Annotated in this window: 21 protein-coding genes; 12 read left to right on the top strand and 9 right to left on the bottom strand. The window is 72.3% G+C overall.

What is annotated here, in order from left to right; genetic code table 11:
* Positions 1–28: 28 nt before the first annotated feature.
* Genes ASF75_RS14470 through hemL form a run of 3 tightly spaced genes read left to right on the top strand, consistent with a single transcriptional unit; the run spans position 29 to position 2,990 of the window.
* A complete protein-coding gene (locus ASF75_RS14470) occupies positions 29–610 on the top strand; it encodes a uroporphyrinogen-III synthase (RefSeq protein ID WP_235517691.1) in 582 nt (193 codons plus the stop codon).
* Positions 607–1,662 (top strand): porphobilinogen synthase, encoded by a 1,056-nt coding sequence (hemB, locus tag ASF75_RS14465; protein WP_268750876.1) that lies wholly within the window; start codon positions 607–609, stop codon positions 1,660–1,662. The genes ASF75_RS14470 and hemB overlap by 4 nt, the downstream gene beginning before the upstream one ends.
* On the top strand, positions 1,659–2,990 hold the full coding sequence (gene hemL / locus ASF75_RS14460) for a glutamate-1-semialdehyde 2,1-aminomutase (RefSeq protein ID WP_017887719.1): 1,332 nt from the start codon (positions 1,659–1,661) through the stop codon (positions 2,988–2,990). The genes hemB and hemL overlap by 4 nt, the downstream gene beginning before the upstream one ends.
* Before the next feature lie 83 nt (positions 2,991–3,073).
* Here the strand turns inward: hemL and ASF75_RS14455 are convergent, their stop codons facing one another.
* From ASF75_RS14455 to ASF75_RS14430, 6 genes are all read right to left on the bottom strand, one after another.
* Positions 3,074–3,760: a hypothetical protein gene (locus ASF75_RS14455; protein WP_056072493.1), complete on the bottom strand. Its 687-nt coding sequence runs from the start codon at positions 3,758–3,760 to the stop codon at positions 3,074–3,076.
* 99 nt (positions 3,761–3,859) lie between these two features.
* Entirely contained in the window at positions 3,860–4,657 is a 798-nt protein-coding gene (locus tag ASF75_RS14450) for an ABC transporter ATP-binding protein (RefSeq protein WP_056072492.1), read from the bottom strand.
* Positions 4,654–5,976, bottom strand: a complete 1,323-nt coding sequence (locus tag ASF75_RS14445; RefSeq protein ID WP_056072488.1) for a hypothetical protein — start codon at positions 5,974–5,976, stop codon at positions 4,654–4,656. Before ASF75_RS14445 ends, ASF75_RS14450 begins: the two co-directional genes overlap by 4 nt.
* 3 nt (positions 5,977–5,979) lie before the next feature.
* On the bottom strand, positions 5,980–6,648 hold the full coding sequence (locus ASF75_RS14440) for a GntR family transcriptional regulator (RefSeq protein WP_017887715.1): 669 nt from the start codon (positions 6,646–6,648) through the stop codon (positions 5,980–5,982).
* A gap of 79 nt (positions 6,649–6,727) precedes the next feature.
* The gene (locus tag ASF75_RS14435; protein WP_056072485.1) at positions 6,728–7,705 is read right to left on the bottom strand and encodes an MDR family oxidoreductase; all 978 of its coding nucleotides are present in this window, start codon (positions 7,703–7,705) and stop codon (positions 6,728–6,730) included.
* A gap of 263 nt (positions 7,706–7,968) precedes the next feature.
* A complete protein-coding gene (locus ASF75_RS14430) occupies positions 7,969–8,997 on the bottom strand; it encodes a 6-phosphofructokinase (RefSeq protein ID WP_056072721.1) in 1,029 nt (342 codons plus the stop codon).
* Positions 8,998–9,071: 74 nt separating this feature from the next.
* Between ASF75_RS14430 and ASF75_RS14425 the strand changes: the two genes are divergently transcribed.
* Complete coding sequence (locus ASF75_RS14425; protein WP_200942697.1) at positions 9,072–10,043, top strand: DNA-3-methyladenine glycosylase family protein; 972 nt, start codon at positions 9,072–9,074, stop codon at positions 10,041–10,043.
* Between the two features lie 86 nt (positions 10,044–10,129).
* Here ASF75_RS14425 and ASF75_RS14420 read toward each other — a convergent pair whose 3' ends face one another.
* Positions 10,130–10,987 carry an NAD-dependent epimerase/dehydratase family protein gene (locus ASF75_RS14420; protein ID WP_056072482.1) on the bottom strand — a complete coding sequence of 286 codons (858 nt, stop codon included), beginning with the start codon at positions 10,985–10,987 and terminating at the stop codon, positions 10,130–10,132.
* Between the two features lie 72 nt (positions 10,988–11,059).
* Here ASF75_RS14420 and ASF75_RS14415 point away from each other — a divergent pair, with 72 nt between their 5' ends.
* The 3 genes from ASF75_RS14415 (at position 11,060) to ASF75_RS14405 (ending at position 13,400) form a co-directional block, all read left to right on the top strand.
* Complete coding sequence (locus ASF75_RS14415; protein ID WP_020381114.1) at positions 11,060–11,392, top strand: hypothetical protein; 333 nt, start codon at positions 11,060–11,062, stop codon at positions 11,390–11,392.
* Positions 11,393–11,442: 50 nt separating this feature from the next.
* Positions 11,443–12,807, top strand: a complete 1,365-nt coding sequence (locus tag ASF75_RS14410; protein WP_017887710.1) for a hypothetical protein — start codon at positions 11,443–11,445, stop codon at positions 12,805–12,807.
* A gap of 65 nt (positions 12,808–12,872) precedes the next feature.
* Positions 12,873–13,400, top strand: coding sequence for an AAA family ATPase (locus ASF75_RS14405; protein WP_056072479.1), 528 nt, complete (start codon positions 12,873–12,875; stop codon positions 13,398–13,400).
* Here the strand turns inward: ASF75_RS14405 and ASF75_RS14400 are convergent.
* A complete protein-coding gene (locus ASF75_RS14400) occupies positions 13,389–14,060 on the bottom strand; it encodes an HAD family hydrolase (RefSeq protein WP_056072476.1) in 672 nt (223 codons plus the stop codon). The genes ASF75_RS14405 and ASF75_RS14400 overlap by 12 nt on opposite strands.
* 188 nt (positions 14,061–14,248) lie before the next feature.
* Between ASF75_RS14400 and ASF75_RS14395 the strand changes: the two genes are divergently transcribed.
* The 4 genes from ASF75_RS14395 to ASF75_RS14380 are packed head-to-tail and all read left to right on the top strand — an operon-like array spanning position 14,249 to position 17,238.
* Entirely contained in the window at positions 14,249–15,289 is a 1,041-nt protein-coding gene (locus tag ASF75_RS14395; protein ID WP_017887707.1) for a TerC family protein, read from the top strand.
* 43 nt (positions 15,290–15,332) lie between these two features.
* Entirely contained in the window at positions 15,333–16,022 is a 690-nt protein-coding gene (locus ASF75_RS14390; RefSeq protein ID WP_017887706.1) for a YceI family protein, read from the top strand.
* Entirely contained in the window at positions 16,019–16,534 is a 516-nt protein-coding gene (locus ASF75_RS14385) for a sigma-70 family RNA polymerase sigma factor (protein WP_017887705.1), read from the top strand. The genes ASF75_RS14390 and ASF75_RS14385 overlap by 4 nt, the downstream gene beginning before the upstream one ends.
* Positions 16,531–17,238, top strand: a complete 708-nt coding sequence (locus ASF75_RS14380) for a zf-HC2 domain-containing protein (RefSeq protein WP_017887704.1) — start codon at positions 16,531–16,533, stop codon at positions 17,236–17,238. Before ASF75_RS14385 ends, ASF75_RS14380 begins: the two co-directional genes overlap by 4 nt.
* Here ASF75_RS14380 and ASF75_RS14375 read toward each other — a convergent pair.
* Positions 17,235–17,714 carry a MarR family winged helix-turn-helix transcriptional regulator gene (locus tag ASF75_RS14375; protein WP_056072473.1) on the bottom strand — a complete coding sequence of 160 codons (480 nt, stop codon included), beginning with the start codon at positions 17,712–17,714 and terminating at the stop codon, positions 17,235–17,237. The two genes, ASF75_RS14380 and ASF75_RS14375, sit on opposite strands and share 4 nt — an antisense overlap.
* Before the next feature lie 128 nt (positions 17,715–17,842).
* Between ASF75_RS14375 and ASF75_RS14370 the strand changes: the two genes are divergently transcribed.
* Positions 17,843–21,412, top strand: a complete 3,570-nt coding sequence (locus ASF75_RS14370) for a bifunctional proline dehydrogenase/L-glutamate gamma-semialdehyde dehydrogenase (RefSeq protein ID WP_056072470.1) — start codon at positions 17,843–17,845, stop codon at positions 21,410–21,412.
* Positions 21,413–21,472: the final 60 nt, after the last annotated feature.

Below are 21,472 nucleotides of genomic sequence, written 5' to 3'. Positions count from 1 at the left end.
ACCCGGTTCTGTCGGTGACGGAACCAACGTGGCTGGTTACGCATGGGTCGTGGTGACCAGTGCGACGGCCGTGACGGTCCTGGCGGGACGCGTGGCGGGCCTCCCGGCCGGGGTGCGCGTCGCCGCGGTCGGCGAGCCGACCGCCCGTGCCGCGCGCGCTGCGGGCTGGGTCGTCGACCTGGTGCCGACCGAGACGTCCGCCGCCGGACTGGTGCAGGAGCTGCCGGACACCGACGGCACCGTGCTGTTCCCCCGCTCCGAGATCGCGGCACCCACGCTCGTCGACGGCCTGCGTGCCCGCGGCATCGACGTGGACGACGTGGTCGCGTACCGTACCGTGGGGACCGGCGACGAGCCGATCACCTTCGACACGGCGCCCGCTGCGGTGCTCGTGACGAGCGGCAGCGTCGCCCGCGAGATCGCCCGCCGGATGACCCCGCTCGACCCCCGCACCACCGTGGCCTGCATCGGCCCCGGGACCGCAACCGACGCACGTGCCGCCGGCCTGCCCGTGCACGCCGTCGCACACGACCGGTCCGCAGAAGCCCTGCTCGACGCCGTCGTCGCGGCACTGAACCCCACCACCCCCCACCAGGAAGGTCACCCGTGACTGGACGCTTCCCCCAGGTCCGCCCCCGTCGGCTCCGCGCCACCCCTGCGATGCGACGACTCGTGGCCGAGACCCGGCTCCACCCCGCCGAGCTCGTGCTGCCGATGTTCATCCGCGAAGGCGCGACCGACGCCGTGGACATCTCGAGCATGCCGGGTGTGCAGCAGCACTCCCTCGACTCGTTCCGCCGTGCGCTGGTCGACGCCGCGTCCGTCGGTGTGGGTGGCGTGAACCTGTTCGCCGTGCCGACCACGAAGGACGCCGACGGCTCCGGTGCGACCGATCCGGACGGCATCCTCAACGTGGCGATCCGCGTGGCTCGGCAAGAGGTGGGGGACGCCCTCGTGGTGCAGTCCGACCTGTGCCTCGACGAGTTCACCGACCACGGGCACTGCGGCGTGCTGGCCGCCGACGGCTCCGTCGACAACGACGCCACGTTGCTGCGCTACCGCGACATGGCGGTCGCGCAGGCCGAGGCCGGTGCCGAGCTCGTCTGCATGAGCGGCATGATGGACGGCCAGATCGCCGCCGCACGTGACGCCCTCGACGGTGCCGGGCACAGCGGCACCGCGCTGCTCGCCTACGCCGCGAAGTACGCCTCGGCGTTCTACGGTCCCTTCCGTGAGGCGGTGTCGTCGTCGCTCGTCGGTGACCGTCGGACCTACCAGATCGACGCCGCGAACGGTCGTCAGGGCCAGCGCGAGGTCGCACTCGACGTCGACGAGGGTGCCGACATCGTGATGGTGAAGCCCGCGATGAGCTACCTCGACGTGCTCGCCGAGACCGCGGCGACCTCGCCGGTCCCGGTCTGGGCGTACCAGATCTCGGGCGAGTACGCGATGATCACCGCAGCAGCGCAGAACGGCTGGATCGACCGCGACGCAGCCGCGATGGAGTCGCTCGTCGGCATCAAGCGCGCCGGTGCCGACGCGATCCTGACCTACTTCGCCGTCGACATCGCGCGGAAGCTCAACGAGGAAGCGGGCCTCCGCACCTCGGGCAGCACCGCCGACGTCGCCGGCATCGCCTCGACCGGGAAGGCCCCCGAATGACCACGAACGACCAGCTCTTCGGCCGCGCCAAGAACGCGATCCCCGGTGGCGTGAACTCCCCGGTCCGCGCCTACGGGTCGGTCGGCGGCACCCCGCGCTTCCTGGTGTCCGCGAAGGGCGCCTACGTCACCGACGCCGAGGGTCGCGAGTACGTCGACCTCGTCGCGTCGTGGGGGCCAGCGATCCTCGGGCACGCCCACCCCGGCACGGTCGAGGCCGTGCAGCAGGCCGCCGCGCGCGGACTGTCGTTCGGGGCGTCGACCCCGGGCGAGACCGAGCTGGCCGAACTCGTGAAGCAGCGGGTGTCGGTGGACGGCGACGGCCCCATCGAGAAGCTCCGCATGGTGTCGACCGGCACCGAGGCCACGATGACCGCGATCCGACTGGCCCGCGGGTACACCGGCCGCGACCTGCTCGTGAAGTTCGCCGGGCACTACCACGGCCACTCGGACTCCCTGCTGGCCGAGGCCGGTTCGGGTGTCGCGACCCTGGCCATGCCGGGCAGTGCGGGCATCACCGCCGAGACCGCCGCGCAGACCCTCGTGCTGCCGTACAACGACCTCGACGCCGTCCGCCGGGCCTTCGACGAGCACTCCGAGCGGATCGCCGCCGTGATCGTCGAGTCGGCCGCCGCGAACATGGGCGTGCTGGCTCCCGAGCGCGGCTTCAACCGGGCACTGGCGCAGATCACGCAGGCGCACGGGGCGCTGCTCATCGTCGACGAGGTCCTGACCGGGTTCCGGGTCGGAGCTGCAGGCTGGTGGGGCCTCGAGGCGTCCAAGGTCGTGCCGGACGGCGCCGGGTGGAAGCCCGACCTCATCACGTTCGGCAAGGTCATCGGTGGTGGCATGCCCCTCGCCGCCCTCGGTGGTCGGCGCGAGGTCATGGACTTCCTCGCCCCGCTCGGGCCGGTGTACCAGGCGGGCACGCTCTCCGGCAACCCGCTCGCGGTCGCTGCCGGTACCGCCACGCTCCGCGCCGCGACGGCCGAGGTGTACGAGCACCTCGACCGCACGGCGTCGACCATCGCGACCGCCACGAGCGAGGCACTGTCGGCCGCGGGCGTCGCCCACACCGTGCAGCACGCCGGCAACCTGTTCTCGTTCGCGTTCACCGAGCAGGCACCCCGCAACTACGACGACGTGCGGGCACAGGACGTGTTCCGCTACGCGCCGTTCTTCCACGCGATGCTCGACGCCGGGGTGACCCTGCCGCCGAGCGTGTTCGAGGCGTGGTTCGTCACCGCCGCCCACGACGACCGCGCCGTCGGACGGATCCTGGACGCCCTGCCCGCGGCCGCGAGGGCTGCTGCCGCCGCGACCGCGTGACGGGCGCGGGGGCTGTTGCCGCCGCGACCGCGTGACGGGCGCGGGGGCTGTTGCCGCCGCGACCGCGTGACGGGCCGCGGGACTCAGGAGCAGTCGGCCTTGGTGAAGGTCGTGTCGACGGTCTTCGACGAGCCCTCGAACTTGTAGGTGTACCGCATGTCGACGTCCTCGTCGAGGAGCTTCTTCGTCTCGCTGTTCGAGCAGAGGTTCGGCCCGACGGCGTCGCGGATGGCACCTTCGGTGATCGAGGCCGGGTCGACGTTCGCCGACACCGTGTAGTCGTAGTGGATCGCGGCGCCCTCGGCCTCGATCCCGGTCCACGTCGTGACGGAGTCGACCTGCTTCGGCAGGTCGCTCTGCTCGCGGATCTGCTCGACCGCCTTCGAGACCTTCTCCTCGGTGGAGTCGCTGAAGGCCGCGTTCAGGCCCTGGCGGACGAGGAACGCCACCACGACGGCGACGACGACGCCGAGCACCGAGATCAGGACGCGCTTGCCGCGGGACGAGGACTTGGGCGGGGGAGCGTACGGTGCGGTGCCGGCCGGGGCTGCCTGGGCGTACGGCTGCTGGGCGTACGGCTGCTGGTACTGCTGGCCGACGGGGGGTTGCTGCTGGTACTGCGGCGGCTGCTGCGCGGACGGCTGGCCGTCGGGCTGGGGCGGCCCGGCGGGCTGCTGCGGGTACTGCTGGCCGTTCGGCTGGCCGGTGTTCGGCTGGCCGTCGTTCGGCTGCGGCTCGGACCCCGGGAAGGGCGGCGGCGTGTTCGTCATGGTTCCCCCTGGTGACGGTCAGCGGCGTGACACCGTGGTGCGGTGCCGGGTCCCTCCCCGACACGGGCCGCGGACACGGAACGCCCATTCAAGCACGCGTCAGGCGGATCGGCGTGCGGCCCAGCGCCCCTCGGCCCGCAGGATCGCGAGCGGGAAGTCGAACGCGTGCGACACCGCCGACGACGTGATGACCTGGTCCGAGGTGCCCTGGGCCACCGCGGCGCCGTCGCGCAGGAGCATCGCGTGCGACGTCGAGGCCGGCAGGTCCTCCAGGTGGTGGGTCACCATGACGCTGCCGAGGCCCGGGTGCCGGTGCCGCAGGGCGTCGACGGTCTCGAGCAGGTGCTCGCGGGCGGCGACGTCCAGCCCGGTCGCGGGCTCGTCGAGCAGGAGCAGCTGGGGCTCGGACATCAGGGCCCGGGCGATGAGGGCGCGGCCCCGCTCGCCCTGCGACAGCACCGGCCACCGGGCGTCCCGCCGGGCCGTGAGCCCCACGTCGGCGACGTGCTGCTCGGCCAGGGCGACCTGTTCGGCCGAGGGTTCCCACCGCATCATGAGGTCCGTCGTGCCGGTCAGGCCGGTCAGCACCGTCTCGAGGACGGTGAGCGGCGACAGCATGCGGTGTCGGGGGTCGACGTGGCCGATGTGCTGACGGAGTTCGCGGACGTCGACGCGTCCGAGTCGGCGACCGAGGACCTCGACCGTGCCCGCGGTGGGGTGTCCGGTCGCGCCGAGGACGGCGAGCAGGGTGGATTTGCCGGCACCGTTCGGTCCGAGCAGCGCCCAGTGCTCGCCGCGGCGGACGGTCAGGTCGATGTCGTGCAGCAGGTCGCGGCCGGAGCGCGTGACGCGGACCCCGGTGGCGTGGATCAGGACGTCGTCGCGCTCGTCGGTCATGACCCCATCGTGCCCCACCGCGCCGTGACGTCGTCCACGTGGGCTCGTGCGACGTCGACGAACCGGCGGGCAGCGGCTCGGGCGGTCTCGACGTCGCCGCTGCCGGCGGCCGCGTCGAGCGTGAGCCAGAGCGCTTCCGCGTCCCACTGCCGGAACGCGGGTGCCTCGGGCAACGCGTAGGCGAGCCGGGCCATCGCGAGGCGCAGGGCCTCACGCACCCAGCGGTTGCCGGACTGTTCGGACAGGAAGCGTGTGACCGCGAACGAACTCTCCGTGTACCGGTGATCGCGCACCTGGCCGTCCGCGCGTGCCCGTGCGACGAGCGCGCGGAACTCCTCGAGCGCGGGGCCCCGCAGGCCGGGCAGGACGTGGACGGCGCCGTGGGTGAAGACGCCGGTGAGCAGCTCCATCGTGTCGCGCCAGGTTGCGAGCGACGGTTGCCCGACGCGGTACCGGCCGCCGTCGTCCTCGACGAGCCCCAGGTCGTGCAGCCAGCGCAGTGCTCCGTGCACCTGCTCGGGTGTGGCACCGGTCCGTGTCACGAGGTCCTCGAGCCGATGCGTGGACCCCACCGCCAACGCGCCGGAGCGGACGTCTCGCAGCAGGGTACGGCCGACCGGACCGACGCGGTCTTCGGTGGTGTCGTCCGCCGGGCGGTGCGTCCGCGGGATCCCGACGTTCCGCCGGTGGACCTCGAACAGCCCGTCCATGACCTGGGCCGCCGCCGTCGCCACGGCCGGGTCACCGGACTCCACCGCGCGGGACGTGGTGGCGAACCAGGTGTGCACCTCGTGGACCGACCAGAGCTGCGTCGGGACCCGGGCCCACCGCATCCGCTCGAACGCACGCAGGCCCAGGCTGCGCACCAGGGTGTTCGGGGAGTGCTCGAACCAGAACTGGCAGGCGGCGGAGAACGCCGTCGGGTACTCCGGCAACCGGAGTGCCGCAGTGGTGCGAGCCCGCGCGACCCGGCGGTCGAGTTCGGCGCGGAGCTCAGGGGTGAGCGCCGGGATGGTCGCGCGGAGGGCCGGGCCGACCAGCGCGACCCAGAAGTCGAGCGTGTCCGAGAGGTCGGCGTCGGACAGTTCGTCGTACCACCACGAGCCGTCCGGGCGCCGGGACAGGATGCCGAGGTCCTCGAGGCGAGCCGCCGCTGCACGGACCCGGCCGCGAGGCGTGCCCCACTCCCACCCCAGTGCGTCGAGGTCGACGGGCACCGGTCCACGCGGGCCGGTGCGGACGTGGGCGAGCAGGGACGCGTAGGCGTCGTCGTTCGCCGCCGCCCAGGGGTCGGCGTCACCCCACTCGCCGACGACCACGGGTCAGCCGCGGTCGGCGCGGACCGCCTCGATGTGCTGTTCGAAGTTGCGGGTGAGGGCTCGACCGGCCTCGGCGGCCCCTTCACCGTCGCGCTCGGTGAGGGCCTCGCGCAGGATCGAGAAGAACGCCTCGGACCCGTACTGCTCGAACGGCGGCGTCGGGTTGAGCGTGAAGCGGACCCGCTCCATGGCACCCACGGCCGCGTTCTGCACCAGGGGGTTGCCGGAGTGCTCGACGGCGAACTCGATGATCTCGGTGAGGGCGCCGCTGAAGCCGTAGTCCCGCACCTTGCGCATGCGGTCGGCCTTGTCGAGCAACGCGGTGAGGGCTTCGACGTCCTCGTCGCTGTACTCGGGGACGCCCCAGCGCAGGCTGAGCTCGAAGAACCCTGCGGTCGCGCGGGTCGCGGTGACCCAGTCGTCGAAGGTGGGCGTGGCGACGCGGGTGTACCGGTTCGCCTCCATCTCGACCAGGCCGATGTCGACGAGCTTCGCGATCGCCTCACGGATCGGGGTGCGACTCACACCCAGCCACTGGACCAGCTCGTCGTCGTTCAGGCGCTCGCCGTGCTGCAGCGTGCCGTCACGGAGCGCCGCGAGCATCTTGTCGTAGACGACGTCGCGCAGGAGCTTCCGGGGAGAGCTCTCCACGGTGGACTTGGGGACCGGCATGTCATCTCCTCGAGGACGAAATCGACACTCGAAATCCTAGCGTGCCAATATGCAAACGTTTGCTAAAAAACGCCGGGATTCAGCCCGCAACGGCGACCACGGTGCGACCGTGCACCCGCCCTGCGACCACCTCGGCGCCGACCGTGATCGCCTGCTCGAGCGTGACGGTGCGGGTGACGTCGGCCAGCAGCGCCGCGTCGAGGTCGGTCGCCAGCCGGTCCCACGCTCGACGGCGGAGCTCCGGTGGGGCGTCGACGGAGTTGATGCCGAGCAACGAGACCGACCGCAGGATGAACGGCAGCACGGTCGTCGGCAGCGCGGAGTCCTGCGCCAGCCCGCAGGCCGTCACCGCGCCACCCCACCGGGTCGAGGCCAGCACGTTCGCCAGGGTGGCCCCGCCGACGCTGTCCACCGCTCCGGCCCACGTGGCACGCTGCATCGGCTTGCCCGGCTCGGACAGTGTGCCGCGGTCGATGACCTCGATGGCACCGAGCCGGCGGAGCGAGTCCGTGTTGGCCGAGCGACCCGTCGACGCCGTCACCCGGTACCCGCGGGCCGCGAGCAGGGCGATCGCCACGGTGCCGACCCCGCCGGACGCGCCGGTCACGAGCACCGGCCCGTCGTCCGGCGCGACGAAGCGCTCGAGCGCCAGCACGCTGAGCATCGCGGTGAACCCCGCCGTGCCGATGGCCGCCGCGAACGAGTCGTCGATCGTCTCGGGCAGCACGACGAGCGATCCGGACGGCACGACCGCCTGCGCCGCCCAGCCCCCGTGCCTGCTCTCACCCAGGCCGGCACCGTTCAGCACCACCCGGTCGCCGATCGCCACCTCGTGCACGCCGGGACCGAGCCCGGACACCGTGCCCACGACGTCGATCCCCGGAACGAGCGGGTCGAGCCGAGCGACACCGGGGTTCCGCGCCAGGGCCAGCCCGTCCTTGTAGTTGACGCTCGAGTACGTGACGTCGACCAGGACCTCGCCCTCGGCCGGATCCGGCAGGTCGACGTCGGTGACGGTGGGCGGGGTTGCACTGGACACGAGGACGGCGCGGGTCATGCGCCGGACGCTACCCCCCTCCCTCGCAGGCTCGGTCGGCGCGCCCGGCATGCCGCTGGCGCGTCATCGCCGAGCCGGTCGCGCCCGGCGGTCTGCCCGCTCTTTCCCAGAACGTGCGCGATGGCTGGTGGGATCGGGCGTACCGGGGCGGAACAACCGACGGGGTACGCCCGATTCGACCAGGTGCGCCCGAAACAGCCCCCAGCCCCAACCCCAGCCCCAGCCCAGCCCAGCCCAGCCCAGCCCAGCCCAGCCCAGCCCACTCAGCCGAACATGATGGCGGCCTCGTCGAAGCGCGCCTGCGGCACCGTCTTGAGCTCGCCGAGCGCCTCCTCGAACGAGACGTGCTCGATCTCGGTGCCCCGGAGCGCCACCATCCGGCCCCAGCGCTCCTCGACCACGGAGTCGATCGCCGCCAGGCCGAGCCTGGTCGACAGCACCCGGTCGTACGCCGTCGGCGTGCCGCCGCGCTGGATGTGCCCCAGGGTCGTGGCCCGCGTCTCGATGCCCGTCATCTCCTCGATGAGCGGCGCGAGGCGCTCGCCGATGCCACCGAGCCGCGGGCGCCCGAAGGCGTCGAGGCCACGCTCGGTGTGCGCGGTGTCCTCGTGGTCGGGGACGAAGCCCTCGGCCACCACCACGAGCGGGGCACGACCGCGGTCGTAGGCGGCCCGCACCCACTTCGCGATCTGTTCCATGCTCGTCTTCTGCTCGGGGATGAGGATCGCGTGCGCGCCCGCGGCCATGCCGGAGTGCAGCGCGATCCAGCCCACGTGCCGGCCCATCACCTCGGCGACCATGCAGCGCGAGTGCGACTCGCCCGTGGTGCGCAGGCGGTCCATGGCCTCGGTCGCGATGGCGACGGCGGTGTCGAAGCCGAACGTGTAGTCGGTCGCACCCAGGTCGTTGTCGACGGTCTTCGGCACGCCCACGATCTTCAGCCCGGCGTCGGTGAGGCGCTTCGCGGCGGCGAGGGTGCCCTCGCCGCCGATCGCGACGATGGCGTCGATGCCGTGCTTCTCGAGCATCCGCTCGATGTTCTCGACCCCGCCGTTGGGGCCCTCGAACGGGTTCGTGCGGCTGGTGCCGAGGATGGTGCCGCCCTGCTTCGCGATGCCCTGGATGTCCTTGCGGCCGAGCGGGACGATGTCGCCGTCGACCACGCCGCGCCACCCGTCGCGGAAGCCGATGAAGTCGTGGCCGTAGATGGCGATGCCCTTGAGGACGATCGCGCGGATGACCGCGTTCAGGCCGGGGCAGTCGCCTCCGGAGGTGAGGATGCCGATGCGCATGGTGAACTCCGTCGTCGGGTGGTGGGGATCACTGCCCATCATGACTGACGGTGGTTCAGCATTACCATCCCCGTGTGTCCCTGCTCGCTTCCGCCGCCGCTGCCGTCGACGACGCTGGTGCGTCCGGTGACGCGTCGCGCGTCGACACGGTGTACCGGCCTGGAGGCGCGGTGGACGTCGCGTCGACCCTGCGGCCCCTGCAGCGCGGCTCCGGCGACCCGGCCTTCCAGGTGGCCGGCGGTGTCGTGTGGCTCGCGCTGCAGACGCCCTCCGGCCCCGCTTCCGTCGCGATCCGGCGGGCCGGCGACACCATCGCGGTCTCGGCGTGGGGGAGCGGAGCGCCCTGGGCCGTTTCCCACGCTCCTGAGCTGCTCGGTCGCGGCGACGACTGGTCGTCGTTCGACGTCTCCGGCAACGAGTTCCTGGCCGCGGCACGACACCGGCAGCCCGGGCTCCGGCTGCTCCGCACGAACACCGTCGTCGCGATGCTCGTGCCGGCGATCATGGAGCAGAAGGTGACCTCGCGTCAGGCGTGGGGCGCGTGGCGGTACCTGCTCCGTCGGCACGGCACCCCGGCGCCCGGCCCGGCACCCGCGGGCATGATGGTGCCGCCCGACGCCCGGACGTGGGCTCGGATCCCGAGCTGGGAGTGGCACCGGGCCGGCATCGAACCGGGGCGCTCGGCGACCGTGATGCGCGCCGTGCAGCTCGCGCCGGCACTCGAGCGGACCCTGGCGCACGGCCGCGGCGGCGAGGCCGTGTCCACGAAGCTGCAGTCCATCCCCGGGGTCGGCCGGTGGACCGCCGCCGAGACCGCGCAGCGATCCCACGGCGACCCGGACGCACCGAGCGTGGGGGACTTCCACGTGCCGGCGCTCGTCGGGTGGGCGCTGACCGGTTCGCCGGTCGACGACGACGGGATGCTCGAGCTGCTCGAGCCCTGGCGCGGGCACCGGGAGCGCATCGTGCGCCTGATCGCCGGCTCGGGGTTCCGGAAGCCGTCGTTCGGGCCGCGGATCACGATCCAGGACCACCGCGGCCACTGAGCGGTCGTCCGCAGAACACCGGTGTTCGCGCGTCGCACACCGGCACGCGCGTGTTCGGAGCGTGAACACCGGTGTCTCGCAGGGTGTCAGGGGTGGCGGGTGCCCTCGCCGGCCAGGACGGCGCGGTAGCCCTCGCGGAACGTCGGGTACTGCGGTGTCCACCCCGTCGACCGGAGCAGCGTGTTGGACAGGCGCTTGTCGCCGCCGGCCTGCCGTGCGTCGCCCTCGCCGGTGGACGGCTCGGCGACGTGGAGCTCGTCGGCCAGGAACCGCAGCACGTCGTCCAGTCGGCTCGGCTCGTCGTCGGTACCCAGGTAGAGCGGTGCCGGGTCGGGCAGCGCCGCCAGGTGCACGAGTGCGGCGGCAGCGTCGTCGCGGTGGATGCGGTTCGTGTGCGGTGAGGTGCCCGGCGCCAGTCGCGCGGACCCGGACCGGACCTGGTCGATGAGTCGCTCGCGGCCGGGGCCGTAGACGCCCGACAGCCGGACCAGCACGGCGCCGGGAGCCCGTTCGCGCAGCAGGACCTCGGCCTCGACCAGGACCTCGGCGGTCGGGGTCGCACCACGCGCCGGGGTCTCCTCGGTGACCTCGCTGCCGTCGGCGACGTCGTAGACCGCGGTCGAGGACACGACGAGCACCCGGGGGTCGGCGTCCGAGGCGTCGATGCCGTCGAGCACGTTGCGCAGACCGTCGACGTAGGTGGCGCGGTACTCGTCGACGTCGCGGCTGCCGGCGGCGAAGGCCACGACGACGACGCTCGTGTCGGCCGGGATCGCGGGGACCTCGTGGCGCAGGTCGACGCTCCGGCCGGTGATAGGAGCGGGGATCAGCTCGGCGCGGCGGCGGAGTCCGATCACGCGGTGGCCCTGGTCGGCGAAGCGCAGGCCGGCTTCGGTCCCGAGGTCGCCGCATCCGGCGATGACGACTGTCGTGGAGTTCTGCACGGCTCGACACTGGCACGGCCGGTTGGTGGAAGGCGGGGAGGCGCGCACATCACGGATCACTAGGGTCAGCGCATGGGGCGGCAGCGGCGACGGGTGGTGCGTGACGTGGCGATCGCCGTGCCCCCGTTCGTCGAGATCGCGCTCGTCGTCGCCGGCTCGATCGTCTCCGTCGGAGCCGTGGGGGAGAGCGCTGCGTCGTGGGCGCCGTTGTCGTGGCCGCTGTACGCCGTGCTCGGGACGTTCCCGTTCGCGGTCGGCGCGCTCGTCGCTGCGGTGCGGCTCCGCGGACTCGAAGCCAGGACGCCGGCGATCTGCTTCGCTGCCCTGTCGGTGGCCGTGGGTGCCATCCCCTTCGTCGGGATGCTGAGCGTCTTCGTACAGTTCTGGAGCGTCTCGCCTAGATGAGAACGGTTATCGTCTAGATGACCCTCATCCGCACTGCACTCAGGAGCTCCATGTCCGCTCGACCTCCACGTCTCCTCCCGGCACTCGTCATCGCGGGGCTCGTCCCACTCGTCGCCACCGCGATCGCCGTCCCCGCCTCGGCTGCACCCACCGTGACCCGGACCGCCCACCACAGCTGGCTCGTCACGGCCGACCCGACCGCGAAGCGCGTGTACGTCAACGACGCCGTGACCGGCAGGCGGACCGCCACCCTGAGCGGGATCGAGTTCGGCACCCACGCGGGCTCGGTGCAGCTCGGCCACGGGCAGATCGCGTTCATGGACGAGTCGAAGCCGCAGCTCGACGTCCTGGCCATCGGCCCCCGCGGTACGGCCCGCATCGCGCAGCACTACGCGATCCCGAACGGCGACGGCCGGTGGGAGCGCGCCGGCTGGCTGTCCACCGACACGGCGCGGCGTCACCTGGCGGTCGGGTCCGACTTCGACGGCTCCGAGCGCCAGCGGGTCACGGTGATCGACCTGCGGCGGAAGACGGAGCACACTGCTCGGATCGACACCTCGGCCGTGCAGCTCGCCACGACGGGCAAGCGCGGCACCGAAGAGGTCGAGACGTTCCTGGTCGGCAGCCCCCTGCGCCTGGTAGTCACCGCGGGCGGACGACTCGACGCCTACTCCGTGTCCGCGATCATGCAGGGTGCGACCCACCCGCGCCCCGTCGCGACCACGCCCCTCGGCGCCTACCCGCACGGCCCGATCGTCAACGCCACCGGGACGGTGATCGGCTCCGACCTGGCCGCCGGCGTGCAGACCGTCCGGGTGACACGGACCGGCTTCACGGGCTCCCGGTCCGTCGCCTACCCGAAGCCGAGCGTGCAGAGCTACCGGCCCCGCATGGCACCGGACGGCACGACCGTGGTCGGCACCCAGGCCGGCACCACGGCCGCGGGGACCCCGTGGAACGCCGTCCCCGCCTACCTGACCACCTCGTCGACGTCGTCGAGCAGGATCAGCAGCGTCGACCTCGGCACCGGTTCCTTCACCCGGGTCGCCGTGACCGCGCGGTTCGCCGCCGTCGCGCTGACGTCGGGCACCGGCGACTCGCTCGTCCTGGTGCGCAAGCAGGCCGACGGCGTCTACTCCGGCCGGACGACCTCGGTCGCGCTCACGCCGCTGCGCAAGGGGCCCGTCGCCGGACAGCCGGCCACCGGGGCGTCGGTGCGGTTCACCGCGGCGACCGACGACGGCCGCAGTGTGTTCGTGACGCGGGGCGACGAGGGGAAGATCACCCAGATCGACACCGCCGGCGCGACGCCGTCCGTGCTCCGCACCATCACGCTGCCCACGGCTCTCGCCGGGGGTGGGTACATGACGACGGTCGACTCGACGATGAGCCCGTACGACCTCAGCGGTCGCTGATCGTTCGTCGATCGACAACCGGCCGCCGACCGCCCCACGGGGTGGTCGGCGGCTAGGGTCCTGGTGTGATCGTCTGGTTGAACGGAACACACGGGGCGGGCAAGACGACGACGAGCCGACTGCTCCAGCCGCTGCTGCCCGGCTCGCGGGTCCTCGATGCCGAGAAGGTCGGCGAGGTGCTGATGGACGTCACGCCGGGGCTGCCGGCCAGTGACAACTTCCAGCACTGGGACCCGTGGCGGCCGCTCGTGGTCGAGACCGCCCGCCGGGTGCACGACTACGTGGGCGGACCGCTCATCATGCCGATGACGGTCCTGGTCGAGGCCTACTGGCGCGAGATCGCCGCGGGACTCGCCGCCCACGGCATCCCGGTCCGGCACTTCGTGCTGCACGTCGACGAGCCGACGCTCCGCGACCGGATCCAGCACGACCCGATCGTGGGCCCGTCGACGTTCCGGTTCGCGTACGTCGACGCCTACGCAGATGCGGCGCGCGGCTGGCTGCACGTCGAGGCCGAGGTCATCGACGCGACCGACACCCCGGCCAGCGAGGTCGCCCGCGCCGTCGCGGACGCGGTGACGTCAGAGCGCTGACAGCACGAGCTCCCGGATGCCGGGGCGCTCCGGCTGCCCGTGGTCGACCAGCACCGCCCGCATCCCGGCCGCCCTGGCACCGACCACGTCGCGCTCGGGGTCGTCGCCCACGAAGAGACAGTCCGCCGGGTTCACGCCGAGCTCCCGCGCCAGGGTTCCGAACGCGCGGACGTCCGGCTTCTGGAACCCGATGCGTTCCGAGGTGCAGACGACGTCGAACGCGTCGGCCAGGCCGGTCCGTGCGAGCTTGTCGCGTTGCTGGGTCTCCGTGCCGTTCGTCAGGAGCCCGAGGCGGTGTCCGTGCTCGCGCAGCTCGTGCAGCAGCGGCAGGCTCTCGGGGAAGAGCCGCCACGCCTCCCGGTACGCACCCGAGTAGTCGTCGAACACCGCGTCCAGGCCGGCGTCGTCCTCGGGGACCACGACACCCAGCGGCGGCAGGACCGTGCGGAGCCGTGCGCGTCGCTGTTCCTGGAAGCTGATCGCCCCGGACCGCCAACGCTCGAACTGCTCGTCCTCGGCCGTGAACCAGTCGCGGAGGACCGCCTCCGTGGCCTCGACGCCGAAGCCCTGCAGGAACCGGGTCACGCCTGCCCGAGCCGACCCGTGGTGGTCGAACAGCGTGCCGTCCAGGTCGAAGCCGATCGCTCGCGGAGTCCCCACGTGCCCAGGCTAGGGCTGCTCCCGGTCCGTGCGGACCCTGCGAGGTGAACAGCTGCGGACCCCCGCGAGGTGAACAGCACTGTCCGCCGCACGCAGCCCCGGGGTTCGCCACCGCCCGGATCATGCCGGAGACTGGTCCGGGCCACTCACGAAGCGGCCCGCCCCACCACCAGCAAGGAAGGCTCCGCATGCCCGAGCTCCCCGTCGTGTTCGAAGTCGGCTCGATGATCGCCCTGGTCGCGATCCTGCTCGCCGACCTGCTCATCGTCGCGCGTCGTCCGCACGTGCCGACGCTGCGCGAATCCGGCATCTGGGTGGGCGTCTACGTCGGGCTGGCGCTGGTCTTCGCGGTGCTGATGCTGGTCTTCGCCGGCGGCGACTCGGCCGGGCAGTTCCTGGCGGGCTGGCTGACCGAGTACAGCCTGAGCATCGACAACCTGTTCGTGTTCGTCATCATCATGGCGCGCTTCTCGGTGCCGAAGAAGATCCAGCAAGAGGTGCTGCTGCTCGGCATCATCATCGCGCTCGTGCTCCGCGGGATCTTCATCCTGGTCGGCGCGCAGCTCATCGAGAACTTCTCGTGGATCTTCTACATCTTCGGTGCCTGGCTGATCTGGACGGCGATCCAGCAGCTCCGCGGCGAGGACGAGGACGACCAGAAGGACAGCTTCATCGTCCGGCTGCTGCGCCGCCGGGTCCGCCTCACCGACACGTTCGACGGCATGAAGTTCCGCACCCACCACGACGGCGTCCGGCACTTCACGCCGCTGCTCGTCGTGCTCATCGCGATCGGCACCACCGACCTGCTGTTCGCGCTCGACTCGATCCCGGCGATCTTCGGCATCACCGAGAGTCCTTTCATCGTGTTCACCGCGAACGTCTTCGCCCTGATGGGCCTGCGCCAGCTCTACTTCCTGCTCGGCGGCCTGCTCGAGCGCCTGGTCTACCTGAAGTACGGCATCGCCGTGATCCTGGCCTTCATCGGTGTGAAGCTCGTCCTGCACGCGCTGCACGACAACGAGCTGCCGTTCCTGAACGGCGGCCACCACATCGAGTGGGCACCGGAGATCAACACGTGGGTGTCCCTGCTCGTGATCGTCGCCGCGATGGCCGTGTCCACGCTGGCGAGCCTCGTGCGCATGCGCGGCGAGACCCCCGCGACCGACGACGGCGCAGCCGAGATCGACCAGGACCGAGCCGACCAGGACCCCGCCCGGACCTCGGACTGAAAACCCGTTTGAACGATCCGCTCCGCTCCCTCGTTGTCTGGGTATGGCACTCCGCAAACGCACCAAGGTCATCATCGGGATCTCCGCCGGCGTCGTCGTCGTGGCGGCAGCAGCCGTCATCGCCGGCCCGGTCATCTACGCGAACACCGTCAACGGCCAGGCCGCGGCAGCACCCTCGCTGTCGGCGTCCTCGTCCGGCACCCTCGACGCGAAGGACGCCGACGGCACCTGGACCAGCAAGAGCAGCTCGTACGCCGGGTACCGGGTGCACGAGGTCCTGCAGGGGAATGATGTGAACGTGGTCGGTCGCACGAAGGACGTCAAGGGCACCGCCGTCGTCGACGGCGGCTCGCTCACCAAGGCGTCCGTCACCGTGCAGGTCGGCAAGATCAGCACCCCCGAAGCCGCACGCGACGAGTACTTCCGCTCCACCGCACTGCAGACCGACAAGTACCCGACGGCGACGTTCGAGCTCACCAAGCCCGTCGACGTCACGAAGGCGCTCGACGGCTCCACGCAGGACGTCACCCTGACCGGCACGATGGAGCTGCACGGCGTCGAGAAGCCGGTCACGGCCGACGCGCAGGTCGCGGTCGGCAAGGGCGGCACCGTCCAGGTCGCCGGCACCGTGCCGATCACCTTCGCCGACTACGGCGTGAAGGCCCCCTCGCTCGGCTTCGTCACCGTGGACGGGAAGGGCTCCGTCGAGTTCTCCCTCGACCTCGGGAAGTGACCGTGACGAGCCGTTCCGCGGACGAGTTGCTCGCGACGCTGTACCGCGAGCACGGTGACGCGCTCACGCGGTACGTCCGGCACCTCACGCGGGACGGCTCGACGGTCGAGGACGTCGTGCAGGAGGCGATGGTCCGCGCCTGGCAGCGCCCGGCCGTGCTCGAACGGGCACCCGACAGCGCACGGGCGTGGTTGTTCACGGTGGCGCGCAACCTGGTCGTGGACGAGGCGCGCTCCGCACACAACCGGCGCGAGCACGGCACCGAACACCAGGTGGAACGGATCGAGTCGGACAGCACGGACGCCGTGCTGGACCGGATCGTGGTCGCCGACGCACTCGCGTCGTTGACCCCGGACCACCGCCGCGTGGTGGTCGACGCGTACTGGCTCGGGCACACGGTGCCGGAGATCGCACGACGACACGACATCCCGGAGGGCACCGCCAAGTCGCGGCTGCACTACGGGCTGCGAGCCCTCCGGCTCGCACTGCAGGAACGAGGAGTGACCCGATGAGCGACGACAAGTACGCAGAGTGGGATGCGGCGTACGTCCTCGGGTCGCTCCCGGCGAGCGAGCGCCTGGAGTACGAACGACACATCGAGAACTGCGACCGCTGTGCGGCCGCCGTCGCCGAGCTGGTCGGTCTGCCGGGTCTGCTCGGCAAGCTGCCGGCCGACCAGGCGATCGAGATCGCGGAACCGGACGGGAGGCCCGACACCCGTTCCGAGAGCGACCTCGCCTCCGTCGCGCACCGCGTCCGACACCGTCGCCGCCGTCGCCGGGTCTGGGTCGCCGCCACCGCCGGGCTCGCGGTGGTCGCCGCCGTCCTGGGCGGGCTCGCGGTCGGGGCAGCGGGGGAGCGCACCACGGTGCAGGCCGGCTCCGCGCCGACCGCTGCGGCCACAGCCGACCGGTACGACATGAGCGGCGTGCAGGGCCTCGACGTCAAGCTGGCCGTCAGCGGCGAGCAGTGGGGCACCCGCTTCGACTGGGGGTGCTCGTACGGCGGCAAGGCGTGGTCCCCCGACGGGTCGATCCTCTACGACCTCGTCGTCGTCCGGAACGACGGCACGACGCAGACCGTCGGCTCGTGGACGGCTGCCGGTGCGGATGCGCGCGGGCTGTCGGCCTCGACGGACATCCCGCGCGACGACATCAGGAGCGTCCAGGTGCGGCTGCGCGGTGAGCGCGGCGCGCTCGCCGTCGTCACGCTCTAGCCGGCGTCGGCCTCGTCCGCAGCGTCGTCGGGGCCGACGGCGTCCTGGACGCGCGCGCTGACGGACCGCAGCGTCTCGGCGTCGGTCCCCACGGGCCTCCAGAACAGGTCCTCCAGCGCACCGGTGTGCGCGCGGATGCCGGCGAGCACCGCTCGCCGACCGTCCGCGGTCATGACCACCCAGCTGCCGCGCGCGTCGCTCGGGCAGTCGGCGCGCTCGACCAGGCCGCGGGCCACCATCCGCGTGACCTGGTGGCTGACGCGCGACTTCTCCCAGCCGATCCCCGTGGCGATGTCCCGGACGCGCAGACGGTGGTCGGGGTCGCGGTGCAGGCCGATCAGGATCTCGAACTCGGGGACCGAGATGCCGGCTCCCGCCTGGACGGCCCGGTCGAGCGCCCGGTCGAGCTGTCGCCAGGCGTCGTGGTACGCGTCCCAGGTGACCCAGTCGTGGCCACCGTTGCCCTCCGTCGACATGCCGACCAGCGTATCCACCGGGCGGGGCATCGGACCGCGCCACGGGTGCTTTCATCCGCTCGGATGACTCCTGGCCGACGTACGGCGTGCTCCGAGGTCGCGTCGGACGTGCGGCATACGATCGGGGGATGCCGAGTGCTCGCCTCCAGGACACGACCGATGACGCCGTCGCGCTCGTGCGCCGGTGGCTGGCGGCGTCCGCCGGGGTGAAGCCCGACCCGGGTGCGGCCCGTCTGGCCCAGGTCCTGCGCGACGAGCAGGGCCTCGACTTCACCCGTGGTTTCGTCGACAAGGTCGTCCGCCCCGAAGACCCCCGGGTCGCCGCGCGCAACCTCGAGCAGCTGAGCCGTGACGTCCCCGACTTCCTCGCCTGGTACCTGCGCGGTGCGGTGACGCTGGGTGGCGGGTTCGCCACCATGGCGCCGTGGGCCGTGATCCCCACCGCGCGCCGGATCCTGCGCCGGATGACCGGGCACCTGGTGATCGACGCGAGCACGAGCAAGCTCGGTCCCGCGCTCGCCAAGCTCCGCGGACCGGGCACCCGCCTCAACGTGAACCTGCTCGGCGAAGCCGTCCTCGGCAGCGCCGAGAGCGACCGACGCCTGCAGGGCACGATGGACCTGCTCGCCCGCGACGACGTCGACCACGTGTCGATCAAGGTGAGCGCCGTCGTGCCGCAGACCTCGCCGTGGGCCTTCGACCAGACCGTCGAGCGCGTCGTCGACCGGCTCGTCCCGCTGTACCGCCTGGCCGCGGCGCCGACGGCCGCCGGACGCCCCGCCAAGTTCATCAACCTCGACATCGAGGAGTACCGCGACCTCGACGTCACCCTCGCCGTGTTCCGGACGCTGCTCGACCGTGACGAGTTCGCCGACCTGCAGGCCGGCATCGTGCTGCAGGCCTACCTGCCCGACGCCGCCGGAGCGCTCGACGCGCTGACCGAGTGGGCGCAGGAACGCCGGTCGCGCGGCGGAGCCCCGATCACGGTGCGGCTCGTCAAGGGCGCGAACCTCGCGATGGAACACGTCGACGCGATCGTGCACGGGTGGCCCCTCGCCACCTGGGGCAGCAAGCGCGAGACCGACACCGCCTACCTCCGGATGCTCGACGCCGCGCTGACGCCGGAACGCACCGACGCCGTGCGGATCGGGGTCGCCGGGCACAACCTGTTCGACCTCGCCACCGCGTGGGTGCTCGCCCAGCGGCGCGGGGTGACCGACGCCGTCGACGTCGAGATGCTGCTCGGCATGGCGTCCACCCACGCACAGGCCGTCCGCGCCGACGTCGGGCAGATCCTGCTCTACACGCCCGTCGTCCAGCCCGACGAGTTCGACTCCGCCATCGCGTACCTGGCGCGCCGCCTGCAGGAGAGCGCCAGCCCCGAGAACTTCCTCGCCGCCGCGTCCGACATCGACCACGACGCCAGCGTGTTCGAGCGGGAGCACAGCCGGTTCCTGGCATCCGTCGCCGCACTCGACGAACCCGTCCCCGCCAGCCACCGCACCCAGGACCGCCACCGCGCGCTCGGTGAACCGGTCCTGCGGGACGCGTTCCGGAACGCCCCCGACACCGACCCGTCCGTCGCCGCGAACCGGGCCTGGGCACTCGACGTCCTGCGCCGGGTGCCGCGCTCGCAGCTCGGTGCGCAGACGATCCGTGGGGCGAAGGTCGCCGACCGCTCCAAGCTCGAGCGGATCATGGCCCGGACCGCCCAGGCCGGCGTGAACTGGGGCCGACAGGACCCGTCCGACCGCGCCGAGCTCCTCGACCTCATCGGACACGAACTCGAGACCCGCCGCGCCGACCTGATCGAGGTGATGGCCGCCGAGACCGGCAAGACCTTCACCGAGGCCGACACCGAGGTGACCGACGCCGTCGACGCCGCCCACTACTACGCCGAGCGCGCTCGGCGCCTCGGGGACGTCGAGGGCGCGCAGTACGTGCCGCCACGGTTGACCGTCGTCGTGTCACCGTGGAGCTCCCCCGTCGCGGTCCCCGCCGGGGGCGTGCTGGCTGCGCTCGCCGCGGGCAGCGGTGTCGTGTTCAAGTCCGCACCCGAAGCGAAGCGCTCGGGGGCCGTGCTCGCCGACGTGCTCTGGGACGCCGGGGTGCCGCACTCGCTGCTGCAGCTCGTCGACCTGGCCGAGGACGAACTCGGCCGCGACCTCGTCGGCCACCCCACGGTCGACCGCATCATCCTGACCGGCTCGTCCGACACCGCCCGCTCGTTCCGCTGGTGGCGCGCCGGGCTGCCGCTCAACGCCGAGACGAGCGGCAAGAACGCCATCGTCGTCACGCCGAGCGCCGACCTGGACCTGGCGGTGCAGGACATCGTGCGGTCCGCCTTCGGGCACGCCGGACAGCAGTGCTCGGCGGCGTCGCTGGTGATCCTGGTCGGGTCGGTGGGCGAGAGCGAGCGCTTCCAGCGGCAGCTCGTCGACGCCACCCGCACGCTCCGGGTGGCGTGGCCCGACGACCCCACGGCGCAGGTCGGCCCGCTCATCACGGAGCCGCAGGGCGCCCTCCGTCAGGGTCTGACCGAGCTCGGCCCGGGGGAGTCCTGGCTCGTGCAGCCCGAGGCGGTCGACGACTCCGGTCGGCTCTGGTCGCCGGGCATCCGCGACGGTGTCCGCCCCGGCAGCGACTTCCACCAGACCGTGTACTCGGGCCCGGTGCTCGGCATCATGCGGGCCGAGACCCTCGAGCAGGCCATCGCGATCCAGAACGGCACCGACTTCGGGCTGACGGCGGGCATCCACTCGCTCGACGTCGACGAGGTGTCCGAGTGGCTCGCCCGTGTCCGCGCCGGCAACCTCTCCGTCAACCGCGGCACCACCGGTGCCGTCGTCGGGCGCCAGCCGTTCGGCGGCTGGAAGGGTTCGTCGGTCGGTACCGGCACCAAGGCCGGCGGTCCGATGTACGTCGCGACGCTCGGCCGGTGGCTGCCCACGCCCCGCACGGTGCACCGGAGCATCCAGCTGCACGGCCTGCCCCCGCGCGTGACCGCGGTGATCGAGGCCGCACGCAGCGGGCTGTCGTTCGAGGAGTTCGACCGTGTGCGCGCCGGTGCCCTGAGCGACGTCCGTGCACGCGAGACCCTGTTCCGCTCGCAGGACCTGGCGGGACTCGTGGTGCAGCGGAACGTGCTGCGTCACCGTCCCCAGTCCGTCATCGTGCGCCAGGCCGAGGACGCCTCGACCGTGGACCTCGTCCGGACGCTCGTCGCCGCGACCTCGGCACGGGCGCACGTCCTGCTGAGCACGGCTCGGCCGCTGCCCGGCCCCCTCACCCAGCTGCTGGCGGGGAACCGGTCGCCGCTCGACGTCGTCGACCACCTGGTGGAGTCCGACCAGGAGTTCCACGCCCGCGCGTCGTCGGGGGCGGTGTTCCAGGCGGACTGGTCCAGCGGTCAGGACGACGAGCCCGTCGACGCGCTCGAGGCCGTGCTGTCACAGGGGCAGGACCGCCCGGCACACACGGCGTTCGGCGGTCCCGGGGCCCGCATCCGGCTGCTCGGCGGCGACTCCCAGGCTCTCGAAGAAGCACTGGGCGCGAGCATCGACGTCGCGATCCACGACGCCCCCGTGGTCGAGGCCGGCGTGATCGAGATGCTGCCGTACCTGCGCGAGCAGTCGGTGTCGATCACCGCGCACCGGTTCGGCGACGTCGACAGCGATTTCTCCGAGCTGCGCGTGTAGGCACTTCCGCTTCGCGCGCGTTGCGCTTCGTACGTTCCACTTCGTGAGCAGAAGAGGTCG

It is taken from the genome of Curtobacterium sp. Leaf154 (assembly GCF_001424595.1).
Taxonomy (GTDB): domain Bacteria; phylum Actinomycetota; class Actinomycetes; order Actinomycetales; family Microbacteriaceae; genus Curtobacterium; species Curtobacterium poinsettiae.
The sequence above is the reverse complement of the archived record's forward strand: the minus strand, read 5'-3'. Positions and strand labels throughout refer to the sequence as shown.